The organism is Stutzerimonas azotifigens DSM 17556 (assembly GCF_000425625.1).
GTDB lineage: Bacteria > Pseudomonadota > Gammaproteobacteria > Pseudomonadales > Pseudomonadaceae > Stutzerimonas > Stutzerimonas azotifigens.
In genome coordinates this window covers 32262-46575 of the sequence record NZ_AUDU01000018.1, presented here as the reverse complement: position 1 = coordinate 46575, position 14314 = coordinate 32262, and the positions used below count along the sequence as shown (strand labels likewise).

Here is a 14314-nt window from a genome sequence, read left to right as displayed (position 1 = left end):
AACCTCGGCCTACTATGTAGTTCCAATGCGGTCAGACGAACTTCGAAAATGTGCAAACAGGGTTTTCCGAGGTTCGTCATGAAGCCGCGTCGTTCTTGTAGGCGGCTGTACGCCAACCTTTATCACGGCCGCCTTGATTCGCCGGCGGTCATGGTGGATGCTGGCGCGCTCGATACCCATGCTGCGTTCATCACGGTTCCGTGCGTCGATGTCTTCGACGCTGCCATCCGGGCGCTCGGCTGCAGGGCTGCAGGTAGTCAACCAACTAGGAGATAACTAGACCATGTCCAGACTCGCGGAATTTCGCAGGCTCGAAGAACAGCTGGCCCGGCAACTGGCCGAACTCGAAAATCTGAAAAACGATCGTGATCTGAAAAAGGAAATCGAGTTCGAGGAAAAACTTCGCGAGCTGATGCGCGAGTACGACATGGGCCTGAGCGACATCAAGGCCGTACTCGGCGAATCCGAGCCCCGTGCCAGGTCCAGCACCGCTGCGCCGCAGCAGACCCGCCGCGCGCGCCGCGTGAAGCGCTACACCAATCCCCATACCGGCGAGACCGTCGAAACCAAGGGCGGCAACCACAAGGTGCTCAAGGCCTGGAAGCAGCAGTACGGCGACAAGACCGTCGAGAGCTGGGTGGCCTGACCAAACCCCTCCAGATGGCGCCGGCCGACCGGCGGGCGCCACCTCTTTCCGAGCGTCAGTCTCGGCGCACCAGCCCCCTTCAGCGGTAAACAGCCCGTAGCCACGCTCGAAGGCCGCGATAACAATGGCACCGGCGCGTTTTAAAGATTCTGCACGGACCTACATCTGGGAAATGCCGAACAGCCCCAGAATTGCTGCCCTTGTTTGGGGCCGGCTTTGACGGTACGGATCAGCAGCGCGCTGCCGCACTTCGGGCAATGCCGCTCGGCTGTCGGATCGTTGCGGCGTTTCAGGTTTTGCACATGCTCGCGGTGAGTTGCCAGGGAGGGTGCGCGTCGGCCGTTCTGCAGGGCGCGCGTGAGGGTGCCTACTTCGGCTTCGCTGAATACCGGCTGCCGGAATGACTTGATATAGCGGATAAAACCAATGCCCTGGGTGACATTGGCTGGCATCTCGGTCTTGAAGGTGCTGCGGCCCACGAAGGTAATCACCGAATGCAGATGCTCCGGGGCAATGCCGAGCGTGGCTTCCAGCGCCCTGAGGTGCTTGTAGTTCTGGCGCAGCGGATTCTGGAACTTGAAACTGTGTTTGTAGAGCTTTTGCGTCCACTGCGCCTGTTTCTCGCCACCGAATATCCAGCCACGCATGTTCTTCGTTTCCAGCACGAAAATACCGTACGGCGAGAGAAACACGTGATCGATCTGTGTGGTTCCGTCAGGTGTATTCAAGGTGATGTTGTGCAGGCGACGGTAAGTTTGCTTGTCCAGCTGCCAGCATGCGAACAGGCGCACCAGCAGTTCGCCGATCTGGCCTTTGGCCCAAGGTGAGTTGAGCAGGCCGAGCAACAGCAACAACGGGACCAGCCAGCTGTAAGTGCCCCAGACTTGCGTGATGATCGAAATGAAGTCCATTTCCTCTGCCCCGGGATTGGTAATTTGCCGATCTTAGCGGAAATATTTCGAGCGGACGGAAAGGCGAGGGGAGCAGTTGCTGCCGGATCGGCACTCAGGACGTGCGCGGCGGGCCGGCGGAACAGCACGGCCGTGGCCATCTGATACTCTTTCCGGCTGCCAGCAACGCAAAAGCCGCGCAGTGCGCGGCTCCGATGTGGTGGGCCCGCAGGGACTCGAACCCTGGACCAAAGGATTATGAGTCCTCTGCTCTAACCGACTGAGCTACAGGCCCCCAGAAGGCCGGCGGATTATACCGGCGGCTTTGCGCCCGCGCCACGCAGCGGAGGCGGAAAGGCCGTATTCCTTGTTGGCATAGGCGTGCATGCTCAGCAGCAATCGTCCTCGACCCGCTCCAGCAGCGCCAGTGCCTCTCGGTCGTCGTGACGGGAGAAGAGTTCGTGGATGACGTTCACCTGGGCGTGCAGCAGCAGGCGGGCATCGCTCTCGCTGCCGTCGCGCGAGCCGATCTTCTGCCGGACGTACTCGCAGATCGGACAGTTTCCCGGGTCCTGCCGCAGGTAGTGTTGGAGGCGTGCGAAGAGGGTGCGGATGCAGCGGTCGCAATCGATGTAGGGCACGGATGCTTCGCCGCAGATGCTGCGATAGGTGGTCATGGACATGAGTGGTCCTCCGGCAGGCCAGTGAGGGTGGCTGTCTGAAACGCCCATGCTAGGAACGCAGTCGGGGGCTGTCTGTCAGCCAGCGGACACCTGGCTGCGGGCACGCAGGCGTTCGACGTCATGGATGTCGAAGACGCCGCGGCCGGGCCGGCTGAGGATGCCTTCACGGGCCATGCGGTTGAGCAGGGAGGAGACGGTCTGGCGGCTGGTGCCGAGCAGCCGGGCGATGTCTTCGGTATTGAGCTCCAGTGTCAGGCGCAGGCCGTGCCGATGAGGCCGGCCCTTGCGCACCAGCATGCCGTCGAGGAAGCGTGCCAGGCGGCCCTCGACGTCGCGGAAGGCCAGGTCCTCGATGATGCGCATGCAGTTGTCGAGGGTGCTGCCGAGTACGCGGATGATCGCCGGCGCGGCGCTCGGCAGCGAGCGGAGGGTGGCGGCCATCTGCGAGGTGTCGCCCATCAATACCTCGCTCGCGCGCACGGCCTGGACGTAGGCGCGGCTGTGGGTGCTGTAGATGCCGCCGGCTTCGAGAAAGGCGAGGGTGTATTCCTTGTCCTCGAAGGCGAGAAACACGCGGATGCGCCCGCCGTGCACGATGAACACGCTGTCGCGCTTGCCGTTCGGGCTGCCCAGCAGCTCGCCCTCTACCACCTGGCGGCGGTGGAAGCCTTGCAGCAGGGCCGCCTGGGTCAGGGCGTCCAGGCTGTCGAGCAGGTTCCTGGCGTCGGGTCCGTGCATGGCGGCATCCATCGAAGGGCACTGCCGGCAGTATAGGGTCGTGCGCTTGCCGGCCGGCAGGCGCAAAGCAAAACCCCCGGCAAGCCGGGGGTCTCGGTGTCACTCGTCGAGGAAGGAGCGCAGATGCTCGCTTCGCGTCGGGTGGCGCAGCTTGCGCAGCGCCTTGGCCTCGATCTGGCGGATGCGCTCGCGGGTGACGTCGAACTGCTTGCCGACTTCCTCGAGGGTGTGGTCGGTGTTCATGTCGATGCCGAAGCGCATGCGCAGCACCTTGGCTTCACGGGCGGTGAGGCCGGCCAGCACTTCGCGGGTGGCTTCCTTGAGGCTCTCCACCGTGGCCACGTCGATCGGGGACTGCATGGTGCTGTCCTCGATGAAGTCGCCCAGGTGCGAATCCTCGTCGTCACCGATCGGCGTCTCCATGGAGATCGGCTCCTTGGCGATCTTCAGCACCTTGCGGATCTTGTCCTCGGGCATCTCCATGCGCTCGCCGAGCTCTTCCGGCGTCGGTTCGCGACCCATTTCCTGCAGCATCTGCCGGGAAATGCGGTTGAGCTTGTTGATCGTCTCGATCATGTGCACCGGAATCCGGATGGTGCGCGCCTGGTCGGCGATCGAGCGGGTGATCGCCTGGCGAATCCACCAGGTGGCGTAGGTCGAGAACTTGTAGCCGCGGCGGTATTCGAACTTGTCCACCGCCTTCATCAGGCCGATGTTGCCTTCCTGGATCAGGTCGAGGAACTGCAGGCCGCGGTTGGTGTACTTCTTGGCGATGGAGATCACCAGGCGCAGGTTGGCCTCGACCATCTCCTTCTTCGCCCGGCGGGCCTTGGCCTCGCCGATCGACATGCGACGGTTGATGTCCTTGATGTCGGACACGGCCAGCCGGCACTCGGCCTCGAGCTCGGCAAGGCGCTGCTGGGCGGCGCGAATGCTGTCCTTCACATTGCCGATCGCCTCGGCGTACTTGCTCTTGCCGCTGGCCAACTGATCGGCCCAGCCCAGATCGGTCTCGTGGCCCGGGAACAGGCGCAGGAAGTCGGCGCGCGGCATGCGGGCATCACGCACGCACAGCTGCATGATGGCGCGTTCCTGCTGGCGGATCTGCGCCAGCGCGCCGCGCACGCGGTCGACCAGCGCGTCGTACTGCTTGGGTACCAGCTTGATCGGCATGAAGAGCTCGGCCAGCGCCTGCAGCTCGGCCTCGGCCTGCTTGCTGGCGCGGCCGTGCTTGGCCAGCGCCACGTTGGCCTTCTGCAGCTGCTCGGCGACGGCGCCGAAGCGCTGGCGCGCGACTTCCGGATCCGGCCCGCCGTCGCCTTCTTCCTCTTCGCTGTCCGAGTCGCTTTCTTCCTCGTCGTCTTCCTTGTCGTCGTCCTTGGCCGGCTTGGCGGCGGCCTGGGGCACGACCGGTTCGGCGTCCTGCGCGGCGGCTCCATCGTCGTCCGGATCGATGTAGCCACTGAGCACGTCGGACAGCCGGCCACCTTCGGTGGTGACGCGGTCGTATTCGGCAAGAATGCTGTCGACGGTGCCGGGGAAGTGGGCGATGGCGCTCATCACCTCGCGAATGCCTTCCTCGATGCGCTTGGCGATCTCGATTTCGCCTTCGCGGGTCAGCAGTTCGACGGTTCCCATTTCGCGCATGTACATGCGCACCGGGTCGGTGGTGCGGCCGATGTCCGTCTCGACGGCAGCCAGTGCCGCCGCGGCCTCTTCGGCAGCGGCTTCGTCGGTATCGGCTTCGGCGAGAAGCAGGGCATCCGCATCCGGGGCGCTCTCGAATACGTTGATGCCCATGTCGTTGATCATGCGGATGATGTCTTCCACCTGTTCCGGATCGGAAATATCCTCCGGCAGGTGGTCGTTGACCTCGGCGTAAGTCAGGTAACCCTGCTCACGACCACGCTGGATCAACTCTTTGAGGCGAGATTGCTGTTGCGCTTTTCCGGACATATAACCCTATCCAACTGAAGGTTCTGGCGGGCTGAAAACAAGCTGAGCATTATAGCTCAGGGAGGACCTCACGCGCCAGTTGAGGTCGGTGCAGCAGATGAGACGTCACGGCTGAGCAGCCGGCGCAGTTGGTCTTTTTCCTCTGCGCTCAAGTCGCCCTGGCGTGCTTTGCGCAGCAGCCGTTCGAGGCTGCGTTCGCGCTGGCGGGCGGCAAGGCTAGTTATGGTGTCGAAAAACTGCTGTTCAAGGTTGTCGGCCGAGATCAGCCATTCTTTTGCGGCCAGTGCGCGCAGCAGGCGTCCCTGGTCGGTTCCATGCCAGCGCGCCAGCAATTGCAGCGTGCGCAGCTTGGGATTCTTCTGCAGCGTGCCGAGCAGGGCGATCAGTAGCTGTACATAAGTGTCCTCCTCCTCGGCGAACTGGGCGGCATCCTCGACTTTCTGCGCCAGCTCGGGGTGGTGCAGCAGCGTGCGCAGGGTGGTCAGTGCCGGTGGCTCCACCGTGGCCGGCGTGCGCGGGCCGCGCGGGGCCTGGTCGCCGCCGGATTTGCGCTCGCCCTTGCGCCACTCGCCCTGCTTGCGCTTCTGCCATTTCCGTTCGCCCTGGTGCTCGTGACGCGCAGTCGGCTCGGCCGGCTCGTAAGCCGGGGCGTCGTCGTAGGCCGGCAGTGCATCGTAGTAACCACTGTAGCCGCTATCGTCGTGGCTCGCCGCGGCCGGCGCCGGCTCGTGGCTCATGCTCTGCAGGGCCTGCTGGTTGAGCCCGGTGAGTTCCATCAGCCGCTGGCGCATCAGGGTGCGCAGGTTGGTGCCGGGGATCTTCTCGATCAGCGGCGCGGCCAGGGTCGCCAGGTGCGCCTTGCCTTCCAGCGAGCGCGGGTCGGCCTCGTCGCTCAGCTGCTGGAAGAAGTAGTCGGCCAGCGGCTGGGCCTGTTGCTGCAGGCGAGCGCGGAAAGCGTCCACGCCTTCGGCGCGTACCAGGGTGTCCGGGTCCTCGCCTTCGGGCAGGAACAGGAAGCGCGCGCGGCGGCCGTCCTGCAGGTTCGGCAGGGTCGCCTCCAGCGCCCGCCAGGCGGCCTTGCGCCCGGCATTGTCGCCGTCGAAGCAGAACACCACGCTCGGCACCAGGCGGAACAGCCGCTTGAGGTGTTCCTCGCTGGTCGCCGTGCCGAGGGTCGCCACCGCATTGCGCAAGCCGGACTGGGCCAGGGCGATGACGTCCATGTAGCCTTCGACCACGAGGATCTCGTCGAGGTCGCGGTTGGCCTGGCGTGCCTCGTAGAGGCCGTAGAGCTCCTGGCCCTTGTGGAACACCGGCGTTTCCGGAGAGTTCAGGTACTTCGGCTTGTCGTCGCCGAGCACCCGGCCGCCGAAGGCGATGACCCGCCCGCGGCTGTCGCGGATCGGGAACATCACGCGGTCGCGGAAGCGGTCGTAGCGCTTGCCGGAGTCGGCGTTCTCGATCAGCAGCCCGGCGTCGATCAGCGCCTTCTGCTGCAGGGCATCGCCGCCCAGGTGCTTGAGCAGGTTGTCCCAGCCCGGCGGGGCGAAGCCGAGGCCGAAGTCGCGGGCGATCACGCCGGTCAGGCCGCGACCTTTCAGGTATTCCACCGCGGCCTTGCGGCTGGGGTGGCCTTTCAGGGCCTGGCGGTAGTAGTCGGCGGCCGCGGCCAGCAGGGGGTAGAGTGGCGAGTCGGTCGGCTGGCGCGGCTTGCTGCGTCCGCCGCGCTCCTCGCGCGGCACTTCCATGCCGGCGCGCCTGGCCAGGTCCTCGACCGCCTGGGGAAAGTCCAGGTGGTCGTGGTCCATGACGAAGCCGAGCGCGTTGCCGCCGGCGCCGCAGCCGAAGCAGTAGTAGAACTGCTTGTCCGGGCTGACGCTGAAGGACGGCGTCTTCTCGTTGTGGAAGGGGCAGCGCGCGGTGTAGTTCTTGCCGGCCTTCTTCAGCTGGATGCGCGAACTCACCACCTCGACGATGTCGGTGCGGTTGAGCAGGTCATCGATGAAGGATTGCGGGATCAGGCCGGCCATGGACAGGATGCGCTCAGGGATTCGGGGCTGGAAGGACGGGCCTTCCAGGCTGTCGCCGGGGCGACGCGAATGCGGGCAGTGTATCGGCTCGCGAGCGTAGCCGGTTGCCAGGTGTCGAGCGGTCGCTGGCGACGTCGGCCTGACGAGCGCACAAACGGCAAAGCCCGGCGATTGCCGGGCCTGGTGCGGACGTCAGCGGTCCTGGATCAGTACAGGCGAACGCTGCGGCGCTGCTCGCGCTGAACCTTCTTCGCGTGGCGCTTCACGGCGGCAGCGGCTTTGCGCTTGCGCTCGGCGGTCGGCTTCTCGTAGAACTCGCGCGAACGGACTTCGGCCAGGACGCCGGCCTTTTCGCAGGAGCGCTTGAAGCGACGCAGGGCTACGTCGAAGGGTTCATTCTCTTTAACTTTGACAGCGGGCATCCAGGACGTACCTTCACTTGATTACCGGTGGCAACGCGCTTCGGCAGATAACTCGCAAGCACGCTGGTTTTTAAGGGTTGCGGATGTTAACCCCTCCCGGTCCCGAATGCAAAGCCCCTCCGATCGAAAACCGCTGGCCGGCGTGCGGTCGTGGCCTTTAATATTCGCCGCTTCATTTTTCACTGGGCGAGGTCAGGTCCGATGCGGGTTCTGGGGCTGGAAACTTCCTGCGACGAAACCGGAGTCGCCTTGTACGACAGCGAGCGCGGCCTGCTCGCCGACGCCCTGTTCAGCCAGATCGACCTGCACCGCGTCTACGGCGGCGTGGTGCCGGAACTGGCCTCGCGCGACCACGTCAAGCGCATGCTGCCGCTGATCCGCCAGGTGCTCGCGGAAGCCGGCGTCGAGGCGCGCGCGATCGACGCGGTGGCCTACACCGCCGGCCCCGGGCTGGTCGGCGCGCTGCTGGTCGGCGCGTCCTGCGCGCAGGCGCTGGCGCTGGCCTGGGGCGTGCCGGCGGTCGGCGTGCATCACATGGAAGGCCACCTGCTCGCGCCCATGCTCGAGGAGCGGCCACCTGCGTTCCCCTTCGTCGCCCTGCTGGTCTCCGGCGGGCACACCCAGCTGGTCGAGGTGCAGGGCATCGGCCGTTACCGCCTGCTCGGCGAGTCGGTGGACGACGCCGCCGGCGAGGCCTTCGACAAGACCGCCAAGCTGCTCGGCCTGGGCTATCCCGGCGGGCCGGAGATCGCCCGGCTGGCGCTGCAGGGCACCCCCGGGCGCTTCACCTTCCCGCGGCCGATGACCGACCGGCCGGGCCTGGATTTCAGCTTCAGCGGGCTGAAGACCTTCGCCCTCAATACCTGGCAGCAGTGCGTGGCGGCCGGCGACGACGGCGAGCAGACTCGTTGCGACATCGCTCTGGCATTCCAGCAGGCGGTGGTCGAGACCCTCACCATCAAGTGCCGGCGCGCGCTCAAGCAGACGCACCTGAAGCAGTTGGTGATCGCCGGCGGCGTGAGCGCCAACCAGGCGCTGAGGACCTCGCTGGAGAAGATGCTCGGCGAGCTCAAGGGCGAGGTGTTCTACGCCCGCCCGCGGTTCTGTACCGACAACGGCGCGATGATCGCCTACGCCGGCTGCCAGCGCCTGCTGGCCGGCCAGCACGACGGCCCGGCAATCCAGGTCCAGCCGCGCTGGGCGATGGAAACGCTGCCAGCGATCTAGCCGGCGCGGATGCGGGACGCTCATTGGCGCCCGGTCTTGCCATCCTCGCCTGCCGCCTGCCGCTCAGAAATGCCTTTCCCGCCCCGCGAACAGATCGCGCAGATTGCTGCGGTGGCGCCAGACGATCAGGCTGGCCAGCAGGCTGATCGGCAGCAGGGCGTCCGTGCGCTGCCAGGCCAGCAACGGCAGGCACAGCGGCAGGGTGATCAGGGCGGCGAGCGAGCTGGTGCGCGTCAGGGCCAGTATCAGGCCCCAGCTGACGATCGCCAGCAGCGCGGCCGCGGGGTAGAGGCCGAGCAGCGCGCCGGCGGCGGTGGCGACGCCCTTGCCGCCATGGAAGCGGAAATACAGCGGGTACAGGTGCCCGAGCACCGCGGCGACGCCGACCCAGGCCTGCTGCTGCAGCGGCAAACCCAGCGAGGCGGCCGCCAGCACCGGCAGCAGCCCCTTGCACAGGTCGCCCAGCAGCGTGGCGATGGCCAGCCGCCGGCCGGCCACGCGCAGCATGTTGGTGGCGCCGGGATTGCCGGAGCCGGCCCCGCGCGGGTCGTCGAGACCGGCCAGCCGGCTGAGCAGAATGGCGAAGGACAACGAGCCGAGCAGGTAGGCGAGCAGTAACAGCAGCCAGAACGTAGAATGCATCGAGGCGTGGGCTCCCGGTCTAACGACGCGTCCTGCCTGACGAGCCGTGTGGAGAATGTAGCGTGGATAAGGTGTTCATCGAAGGGCTGGAGGTCGATACCGTCATCGGCGCCTATGACTGGGAGCGCGGTATCCGGCAGTGCCTGCGTCTGGATCTGACCTTCGGCTGGGACATTCGTCCGGCGGCCGAGCGCGACGAGCTGGACAAGGCGCTGGACTACGCCAAGGTCGCCGCCGCCATCGACGGCTTCGCCGAAGCGGCCCGTTTCGAGCTGGTGGAAACCTTCGCCGAGCGTCTCGCCGCGCACCTGATGGAGGAATTCGGCATCGCCTGGATGCGCCTGCGGGTGACCAAGCCGGGGGTGAATCCACGCGCCCGCGGCATGGGTGTCGAGATCGAGCGGTCCCGTTCATGACGCCGGTCTTGCTCGGCCTGGGCAGCAACATCGAACGCGAGCGGCACCTCACGGCCGGGCTCGAGGCCCTGGCCGAGGTGCTCGCCGACATGCGCTGCTCGCCGGTGTTCGAGAGCCTGGCGGTGGGCCTTCGCAGCGGCAACTTCTACAACCTGGTGGTGGCCGGGACGACCTCGCTGCCCCTGCTGGAACTGGACCGCAAGCTCAAGTTCATCGAGGCCGACAATGGCCGCTACGCGCCCGAGCGCAAGGGGCTGCCGCTGGACATCGACGTGCTGCTCTACGGCGACCAGGTCGGTGTGTTCAACGGCCTGGTGCTGCCGCGCCCGGAAATCCTGCGCAACGCCTTCGTACTCAGGCCGCTGTCGCTGGTCGTCCCGCAGCGACTGCATCCGGGCGTGGGCCAATCCTTCGCCGAACTCTGGCGCGAGGCCCGGATCGACCAGGAGTTGTGGCCGGTGCCCTTCGAGTGGCGCGGGCAGGCGCTCACGCCGGCGGCGCTGCTCGAGGACGGCCGCGGCTAGCTGGTCGCCCGGTTCGCCTTGTAGGTTTCCAGCGCCGCCAGGCGAGCGTGCTTGAGCGCCTCGCCGAGCTCCGCGCCGCGGTGGCCGGCCTCCAGCAGCGGCTGGACCTGCACGGCGCGTACGGCCTGGGCGGCGCCGCGCAGGTAGTCGGCCTGGGGATAGGTGCGCGGTTTGGCGTCCTGCCGACCCAGGGCGTCCATCTCGCACACGGCGATGAACTGCTCGAAGCGCTCGGGGCGCCGGTAGACGTCGAAATGCTGCAGCAGCGCCTGCAGGTCCGCGGGCGGCAGCTCCGGAGCGCGGTGCCCCTCGGCGTGGTGCTCGCCGGCCAGCACGGCCAGTTCCTGGCACTCGCGTGGTGGCTTGCAGCGCTGGTTGACCGCCGTGATCGAGGCGCAGGTCTCGTCCGTTCCCAGATCGAGCAGCAGGCAGGCCCAGCGGACCGGCAGCGGCTGCGCGTGCCCGGCGCACTGGCGCAGCACTTCGAGGCGCGGCCCGGCGGCCTCGGGCCGCGCCTGGAACAGGCGCTCGAGTTCGGGGAAGAGTTCGGCCAGCGCGCCGCAGTCGCGCAGGGCCTGGACGAAGACGTCGGGGCGCGGCTCCATCAAGGCGCGCGAGATCTCTTTCCAGGCGCGTTCCGGCGTCAGGTCCTTCAGTTCGCCGGATTCGGCCAGCTGGCGCATCAGCGCCAGGGTTTCCTCGGCGATGCGAAAGCCCGAGTCGGCGTAGCGGGCGGCGAAACGGGCGACCCGCAGCACCCGCAGCGGGTCTTCGGCGAAGGCCGGCGAGACATGGCGGAGCACGCGCGCGGCCAGGTCGGCGCGGCCGCCGTAGGGGTCGATCACCTGGCCGTCGTCGTCCTCGGCCATGGCGTTGATGGTCAGGTCGCGGCGGACGAGATCGTCTTCCAGGGTGACGTCCGGGCTGGCGTAGAAGGTGAAGCCGCCGTAGCCGCGCCCGCTCTTGCGTTCGGTGCGCGCCAGGGCGTACTCCTCGCCGGTCTGCGGATGCAGGAAGACCGGGAAGTCGGCGCCGACCGGGCGGAAACCCCGGGCGAGCATGTCTTCGGCGGTGGCGCCGACCACCACGTGGTCGACCTCGGTCACCTCGCGGCCGAGCAGACGGTCGCGCACCGCGCCGCCGACTGTGTAGATCTTCATGCTGATGTCCTCCGTCGCGGGAGGATACGCAAAAACCCCGCACGCCGCTGGCGCGCAGGGTCTGCGGGGGTGGGTCAGATCGGCGGGATGGCGAGGTCCAGGCGCGGGTAGTTGCCTTCGCCCCCGGCGTCGCCGCGTGGCGGGATGTGGTGGCTGGCGACGATCTGGTCGTCCTGCAGCGACTCGAGATGGACGTCGAAGCCCCACAGGCGGTGCAGGTGCTTGAGCACCTCTTCGGTCGATTCGCCCAGCGGCTTGCGGTTATGCTGCTGGTGGCGCAGGGTCAGCGAGCGGTCGCCGCGGCGGTCGACGTTCCAGATCTGGATGTTCGGCTCGCGGTTGCCGAGGTTGTACTGCGCGGCCAGCAGCTCGCGGATGGTCCGGTAGCCGTCCTCGTCGTGGATCGCCGGGACGAGCAGTTCGTCCTTGCGGTCGTCGTCGAGGATGCTGAACAGCTTCAGGTCGCGGATCACCTTGGGCGAAAGGAACTGCAGGATGAAGCTCTCGTCCTTGAAGTTGTTCATGGCGAACTTGACCGTCGACAGCCAGTCGCCGCCGGCGATGTCCGGGAACCAGCGCCTGTCCTCCTCGGTGGGGTTCTCGCACATGCGGCGGATGTCCTGGAACATGGCGAAGCCGAGCGTGTAGGGGTTGATGCCGCTGTAGTAGGGGCTGTCGAACCCGGGCTGGTAGATCACGCTGGTGTGCGACTGCAGGAACTCGAACATGAAGCCGTCGGTGACCAGCCCCTCGTCGTAGAGGTCGTTGAGCAACGTGTAGTGCCAGAAGGTCGCCCAGCCCTCGTTCATCACCTGGGTCTGGCGCTGCGGGTAGAAGTACTGGGCGATCTTGCGCACGATGCGCACCACCTCGCGCTGCCAGGGTTCCAGCAGCGGCGCGTGCTTTTCGATGAAGTAGAGGATGTTCTCCTGCGGCTCGGCCGGGAAGCGGTGGCTGTCGTCCAGCTCGGAATTCTTGTCCTGGTTGCGCGGGATGGTGCGCCAGAGGTCGTTGATCTGGCGCTGCATGTGTTCCTCGCGCTCCTTCTGCCGCCGGCGCTCTTCTTCGGCGGAGATGGGGTAGGGGCGCTTGTAGCGATCGACGCCGTAGTTCATCAGCGCGTGGCAGGAGTCGATCAGGTCCTCCACCGCGCTGATGCCGTGGCGTTCCTCGCACTCGGCGATGTACTGCTTGGCGAACACCAGGTAGTCGATGATCGAACTGGCGTCGGTCCAGGTACGGAACAGGTAGTTGCCCTTGAAGAAGCTGTTGTGGCCGTAGCAGGCATGCGCGATCACCAACGCCTGCATGGTCATGGTGTTCTCTTCCATGAGGTAGGCGATGCAGGGATCGGAGTTGATCACGATCTCGTAGGCCAGCCCCATCTGCCCACGCGTGTAGTGCTTCTCGGTGTGCAGGAACTGCTTGCCGTATGACCAGTGGTGATAGCCCAGCGGCATGCCGACGGAAGCGTAGGCGTCCATCATCTGCTCGGCGGTGATCACCTCGATCTGGTTGGGGTAGGTGTCCAGCGCATAGCGCTCGGCGATGCGGCCGATCTCGCGGTCATAGGTGCGGATGAGTTCGAAGGTCCATTCCGACCCGGTGGAAATAGGCTGTCGCTTCATTCTTCACCTCAAGTGACCAGACGGCGCTGGAACAGCTCGCGGAACACCGGGTAGATGTCCGCCGCCGACACCAGCTGCTGCTGCGCGAAGGAGTCGGCGAAGGCCTCGCCCACCTGGTTGTATTCGTACCACAGTGCCTGATGCTCGCGCGGAGTGATCTCCACGTAGGTGAAATACTGGACGAACGGCATGATCTGGTTGATCAGGATGTCGCGGCAGACCGGCGAGTCGTCGTTCCAGTTGTCGCCGTCGGAGGCCTGTGCGGCATAGATGTTCCATTCGTTGATGGGATAGCGCTCGGCCATGATCTCCTGCATCAGCTTCAGCGCACTGGAGACGATGGTGCCGCCGGTTTCCCGCGAATAGAAGAATTCCTCCTCGTCGACCTCCTTGGCGCTGGTGTGGTGGCGGATGAACACCACGTCGATCTTGTCGTAGTTCCGCTTGAGGAACAGGTACAGCAGGATGAAGAAGCGCTTGGCGACGTCCTTGGTGGCCTGGGTCATGGAGCCGGAGACGTCCATCAGGCAGAACATCACCGCCTTGGAGCTGGGGTTGGGCTGCTTGACCAGCAGGTTGTACTTGAGGTCGAAGGTATCGAGGAAGGGCACGCGGTTGATCCGTGCGCTGAGGCGCTCGATCTCCTGCTCGGCGGCCTGGATGTCGCCGTAGTTGTCCGGCTCCTCGCGGCGCAGCCGCTCGAGCTCGGCCTTGACCTCCTTCAGCTTGGCGCGGCTGCTGCCCGACAGGGCGATGCGCCGGGCATGCGCCGAACGCAGGGTGCGGACGATGTTCACCCGCGACGGGTTGCCCTCGTTGGCGATGCCGGCGCGCACCGTCTTGAAGGTATCGGCCCCGGTCAGGTGGCGCTTGACCAGGTTCGGCAGCTCCAGGTCCTCGAACATGAAATCGAGGAATTCCTCCTGGGTGATCTGGAACACGAAGTCGTCCATGCCTTCGCCGCTGTTGCTGGCCTGGCCGGCCCCCTGCCCGCCGCCACCGCCCTGCGGACGCGGGATGCGCTCGCCGGCGGTGAATTCCTTGTTGCCGGGATGGACGATGGTCTGGCGGCCGCCGCGACCGTGGTGCAACACCGGCTCGTCGATGTCGCGGCCGGGGATGCTGATCTGTTCGCCGTGTTCCATGTCGGTGATGGAGCGACGGCTGACCGCTTCCTCCACCGCTTTCTTGATGTGCTCACGGTAGCGCCGCAGGAAGCGCTGGCGGTTCACCGTGCTCTTGTTCTTGCCATTCAGACGACGATCGATCACGTAACTCATACGAGCCCTCCGGGCTGAGGCTGGAGGCTGAAGGCTGAAGGCTGAAGGCTGGACGAGGGGGCCGCTTTTTCG

14 protein-coding genes and 1 tRNA gene are annotated in these 14314 nt (G+C 66.1%); 4 read left to right on the top strand and 11 right to left on the bottom strand.

The window, feature by feature from the left end; all coding sequences use genetic code 11:
- The first annotated feature begins 283 nt into the window (after nt 1–283).
- On the top strand, nt 284–646 hold the full coding sequence (locus H610_RS0102005) for a histone-like nucleoid-structuring protein, MvaT/MvaU family (protein WP_028238121.1): 363 nt from the start codon (nt 284–286) through the stop codon (nt 644–646).
- Between the two features lie 140 nt (nt 647–786).
- Here H610_RS0102005 and H610_RS0102000 read toward each other — a convergent pair whose 3' ends face one another.
- The 7 genes from H610_RS0102000 to rpsU form a co-directional block, all read right to left on the bottom strand.
- Nucleotides 787–1557 (bottom strand): nuclease-related domain-containing protein, encoded by a 771-nt coding sequence (locus H610_RS0102000; protein WP_028238120.1) that lies wholly within the window; start codon nt 1555–1557, stop codon nt 787–789.
- 197 nt (nt 1558–1754) lie between these two features.
- Nucleotides 1755–1831: transfer RNA gene (locus tag H610_RS0101995), tRNA-Ile, on the bottom strand.
- Between the two features lie 94 nt (nt 1832–1925).
- On the bottom strand, nt 1926–2219 hold the full coding sequence (gene cowN / locus H610_RS0101990) for a N(2)-fixation sustaining protein CowN (RefSeq protein ID WP_028238119.1): 294 nt from the start codon (nt 2217–2219) through the stop codon (nt 1926–1928).
- Between the two features lie 75 nt (nt 2220–2294).
- A complete protein-coding gene (locus H610_RS0101985; protein ID WP_028238118.1) occupies nt 2295–2957 on the bottom strand; it encodes a Crp/Fnr family transcriptional regulator in 663 nt (220 codons plus the stop codon).
- 99 nt (nt 2958–3056) lie between these two features.
- A complete protein-coding gene (rpoD, locus tag H610_RS0101980; RefSeq protein ID WP_028238117.1) occupies nt 3057–4913 on the bottom strand; it encodes an RNA polymerase sigma factor RpoD in 1857 nt (618 codons plus the stop codon).
- A 68-nt stretch (nt 4914–4981) separates the two neighbouring features.
- Nucleotides 4982–6943, bottom strand: a complete 1962-nt coding sequence (gene dnaG / locus H610_RS0101975; RefSeq protein WP_028238116.1) for a DNA primase — start codon at nt 6941–6943, stop codon at nt 4982–4984.
- Nucleotides 6944–7149: 206 nt separating this feature from the next.
- Nucleotides 7150–7365, bottom strand: coding sequence for a 30S ribosomal protein S21 (gene rpsU, locus H610_RS0101970; RefSeq protein ID WP_003290642.1), 216 nt, complete (start codon nt 7363–7365; stop codon nt 7150–7152).
- 201 nt (nt 7366–7566) lie between these two features.
- On the opposite strand from rpsU, the gene tsaD reads away from it, so the two are divergent.
- Complete coding sequence (gene tsaD, locus H610_RS0101965) at nt 7567–8592, top strand: tRNA (adenosine(37)-N6)-threonylcarbamoyltransferase complex transferase subunit TsaD (protein ID WP_028238115.1); 1026 nt, start codon at nt 7567–7569, stop codon at nt 8590–8592.
- A 63-nt stretch (nt 8593–8655) separates the two neighbouring features.
- On the opposite strand, the gene plsY is transcribed toward tsaD, so the two are convergent.
- A complete protein-coding gene (gene plsY / locus H610_RS0101960) occupies nt 8656–9234 on the bottom strand; it encodes a glycerol-3-phosphate 1-O-acyltransferase PlsY (protein ID WP_028238114.1) in 579 nt (192 codons plus the stop codon).
- 62 nt (nt 9235–9296) lie between these two features.
- Between plsY and folB the strand changes: the two genes are divergently transcribed.
- Nucleotides 9297–9650, top strand: coding sequence for a dihydroneopterin aldolase (folB, locus tag H610_RS0101955; protein WP_028238113.1), 354 nt, complete (start codon nt 9297–9299; stop codon nt 9648–9650).
- A complete protein-coding gene (gene folK, locus H610_RS0101950; RefSeq protein WP_028238112.1) occupies nt 9647–10174 on the top strand; it encodes a 2-amino-4-hydroxy-6-hydroxymethyldihydropteridine diphosphokinase in 528 nt (175 codons plus the stop codon). The genes folB and folK overlap by 4 nt, the downstream gene beginning before the upstream one ends.
- Here the strand turns inward: folK and H610_RS0101945 are convergent.
- From H610_RS0101945 to H610_RS0101935, 3 genes are all read right to left on the bottom strand, one after another.
- Nucleotides 10171–11334, bottom strand: coding sequence for a multifunctional CCA addition/repair protein (locus H610_RS0101945; RefSeq protein ID WP_028238111.1), 1164 nt, complete (start codon nt 11332–11334; stop codon nt 10171–10173). The two genes, folK and H610_RS0101945, sit on opposite strands and share 4 nt — an antisense overlap.
- 74 nt (nt 11335–11408) lie before the next feature.
- The gene (locus H610_RS0101940) at nt 11409–12962 is read right to left on the bottom strand and encodes a SpoVR family protein (protein WP_028238110.1); all 1554 of its coding nucleotides are present in this window, start codon (nt 12960–12962) and stop codon (nt 11409–11411) included.
- An 8-nt stretch (nt 12963–12970) separates the two neighbouring features.
- Nucleotides 12971–14242, bottom strand: a complete 1272-nt coding sequence (locus H610_RS0101935) for a YeaH/YhbH family protein (protein ID WP_028238109.1) — start codon at nt 14240–14242, stop codon at nt 12971–12973.
- Between the last annotated feature and the right edge of the window lie 72 nt (nt 14243–14314).

Bases quoted from the DNA above. Each gene is read 5' to 3' on its own strand.
- cowN (WP_028238119.1), bottom strand. From the start codon at position 2,219: ATGTCCATGACCACCTATCGCAGCATCTGCGGCGAAGCATCCGTGCCC.
- H610_RS0101935 (WP_028238109.1), bottom strand. From the start codon at position 14,242: ATGAGTTACGTGATCGATCGTCGTCTGAATGGCAAGAACAAGAGCACG.
- rpsU (WP_003290642.1), bottom strand. From the start codon at position 7,365: ATGCCCGCTGTCAAAGTTAAAGAGAATGAACCCTTCGACGTAGCCCTG.
- H610_RS0102000 (WP_028238120.1), bottom strand. From the start codon at position 1,557: ATGGACTTCATTTCGATCATCACGCAAGTCTGGGGCACTTACAGCTGG.
- rpoD (WP_028238117.1), bottom strand. From the start codon at position 4,913: ATGTCCGGAAAAGCGCAACAGCAATCTCGCCTCAAAGAGTTGATCCAG.
- H610_RS0101985 (WP_028238118.1), bottom strand. From the start codon at position 2,957: ATGCACGGACCCGACGCCAGGAACCTGCTCGACAGCCTGGACGCCCTG.
- H610_RS0102005 (WP_028238121.1), top strand. From the start codon at position 284: ATGTCCAGACTCGCGGAATTTCGCAGGCTCGAAGAACAGCTGGCCCGG.
- H610_RS0101945 (WP_028238111.1), bottom strand. From the start codon at position 11,334: ATGAAGATCTACACAGTCGGCGGCGCGGTGCGCGACCGTCTGCTCGGC.
- tsaD (WP_028238115.1), top strand. From the start codon at position 7,567: ATGCGGGTTCTGGGGCTGGAAACTTCCTGCGACGAAACCGGAGTCGCC.
- plsY (WP_028238114.1), bottom strand. From the start codon at position 9,234: ATGCATTCTACGTTCTGGCTGCTGTTACTGCTCGCCTACCTGCTCGGC.
- H610_RS0101940 (WP_028238110.1), bottom strand. From the start codon at position 12,962: ATGAAGCGACAGCCTATTTCCACCGGGTCGGAATGGACCTTCGAACTC.
- dnaG (WP_028238116.1), bottom strand. From the start codon at position 6,943: ATGGCCGGCCTGATCCCGCAATCCTTCATCGATGACCTGCTCAACCGC.
- folK (WP_028238112.1), top strand. From the start codon at position 9,647: ATGACGCCGGTCTTGCTCGGCCTGGGCAGCAACATCGAACGCGAGCGG.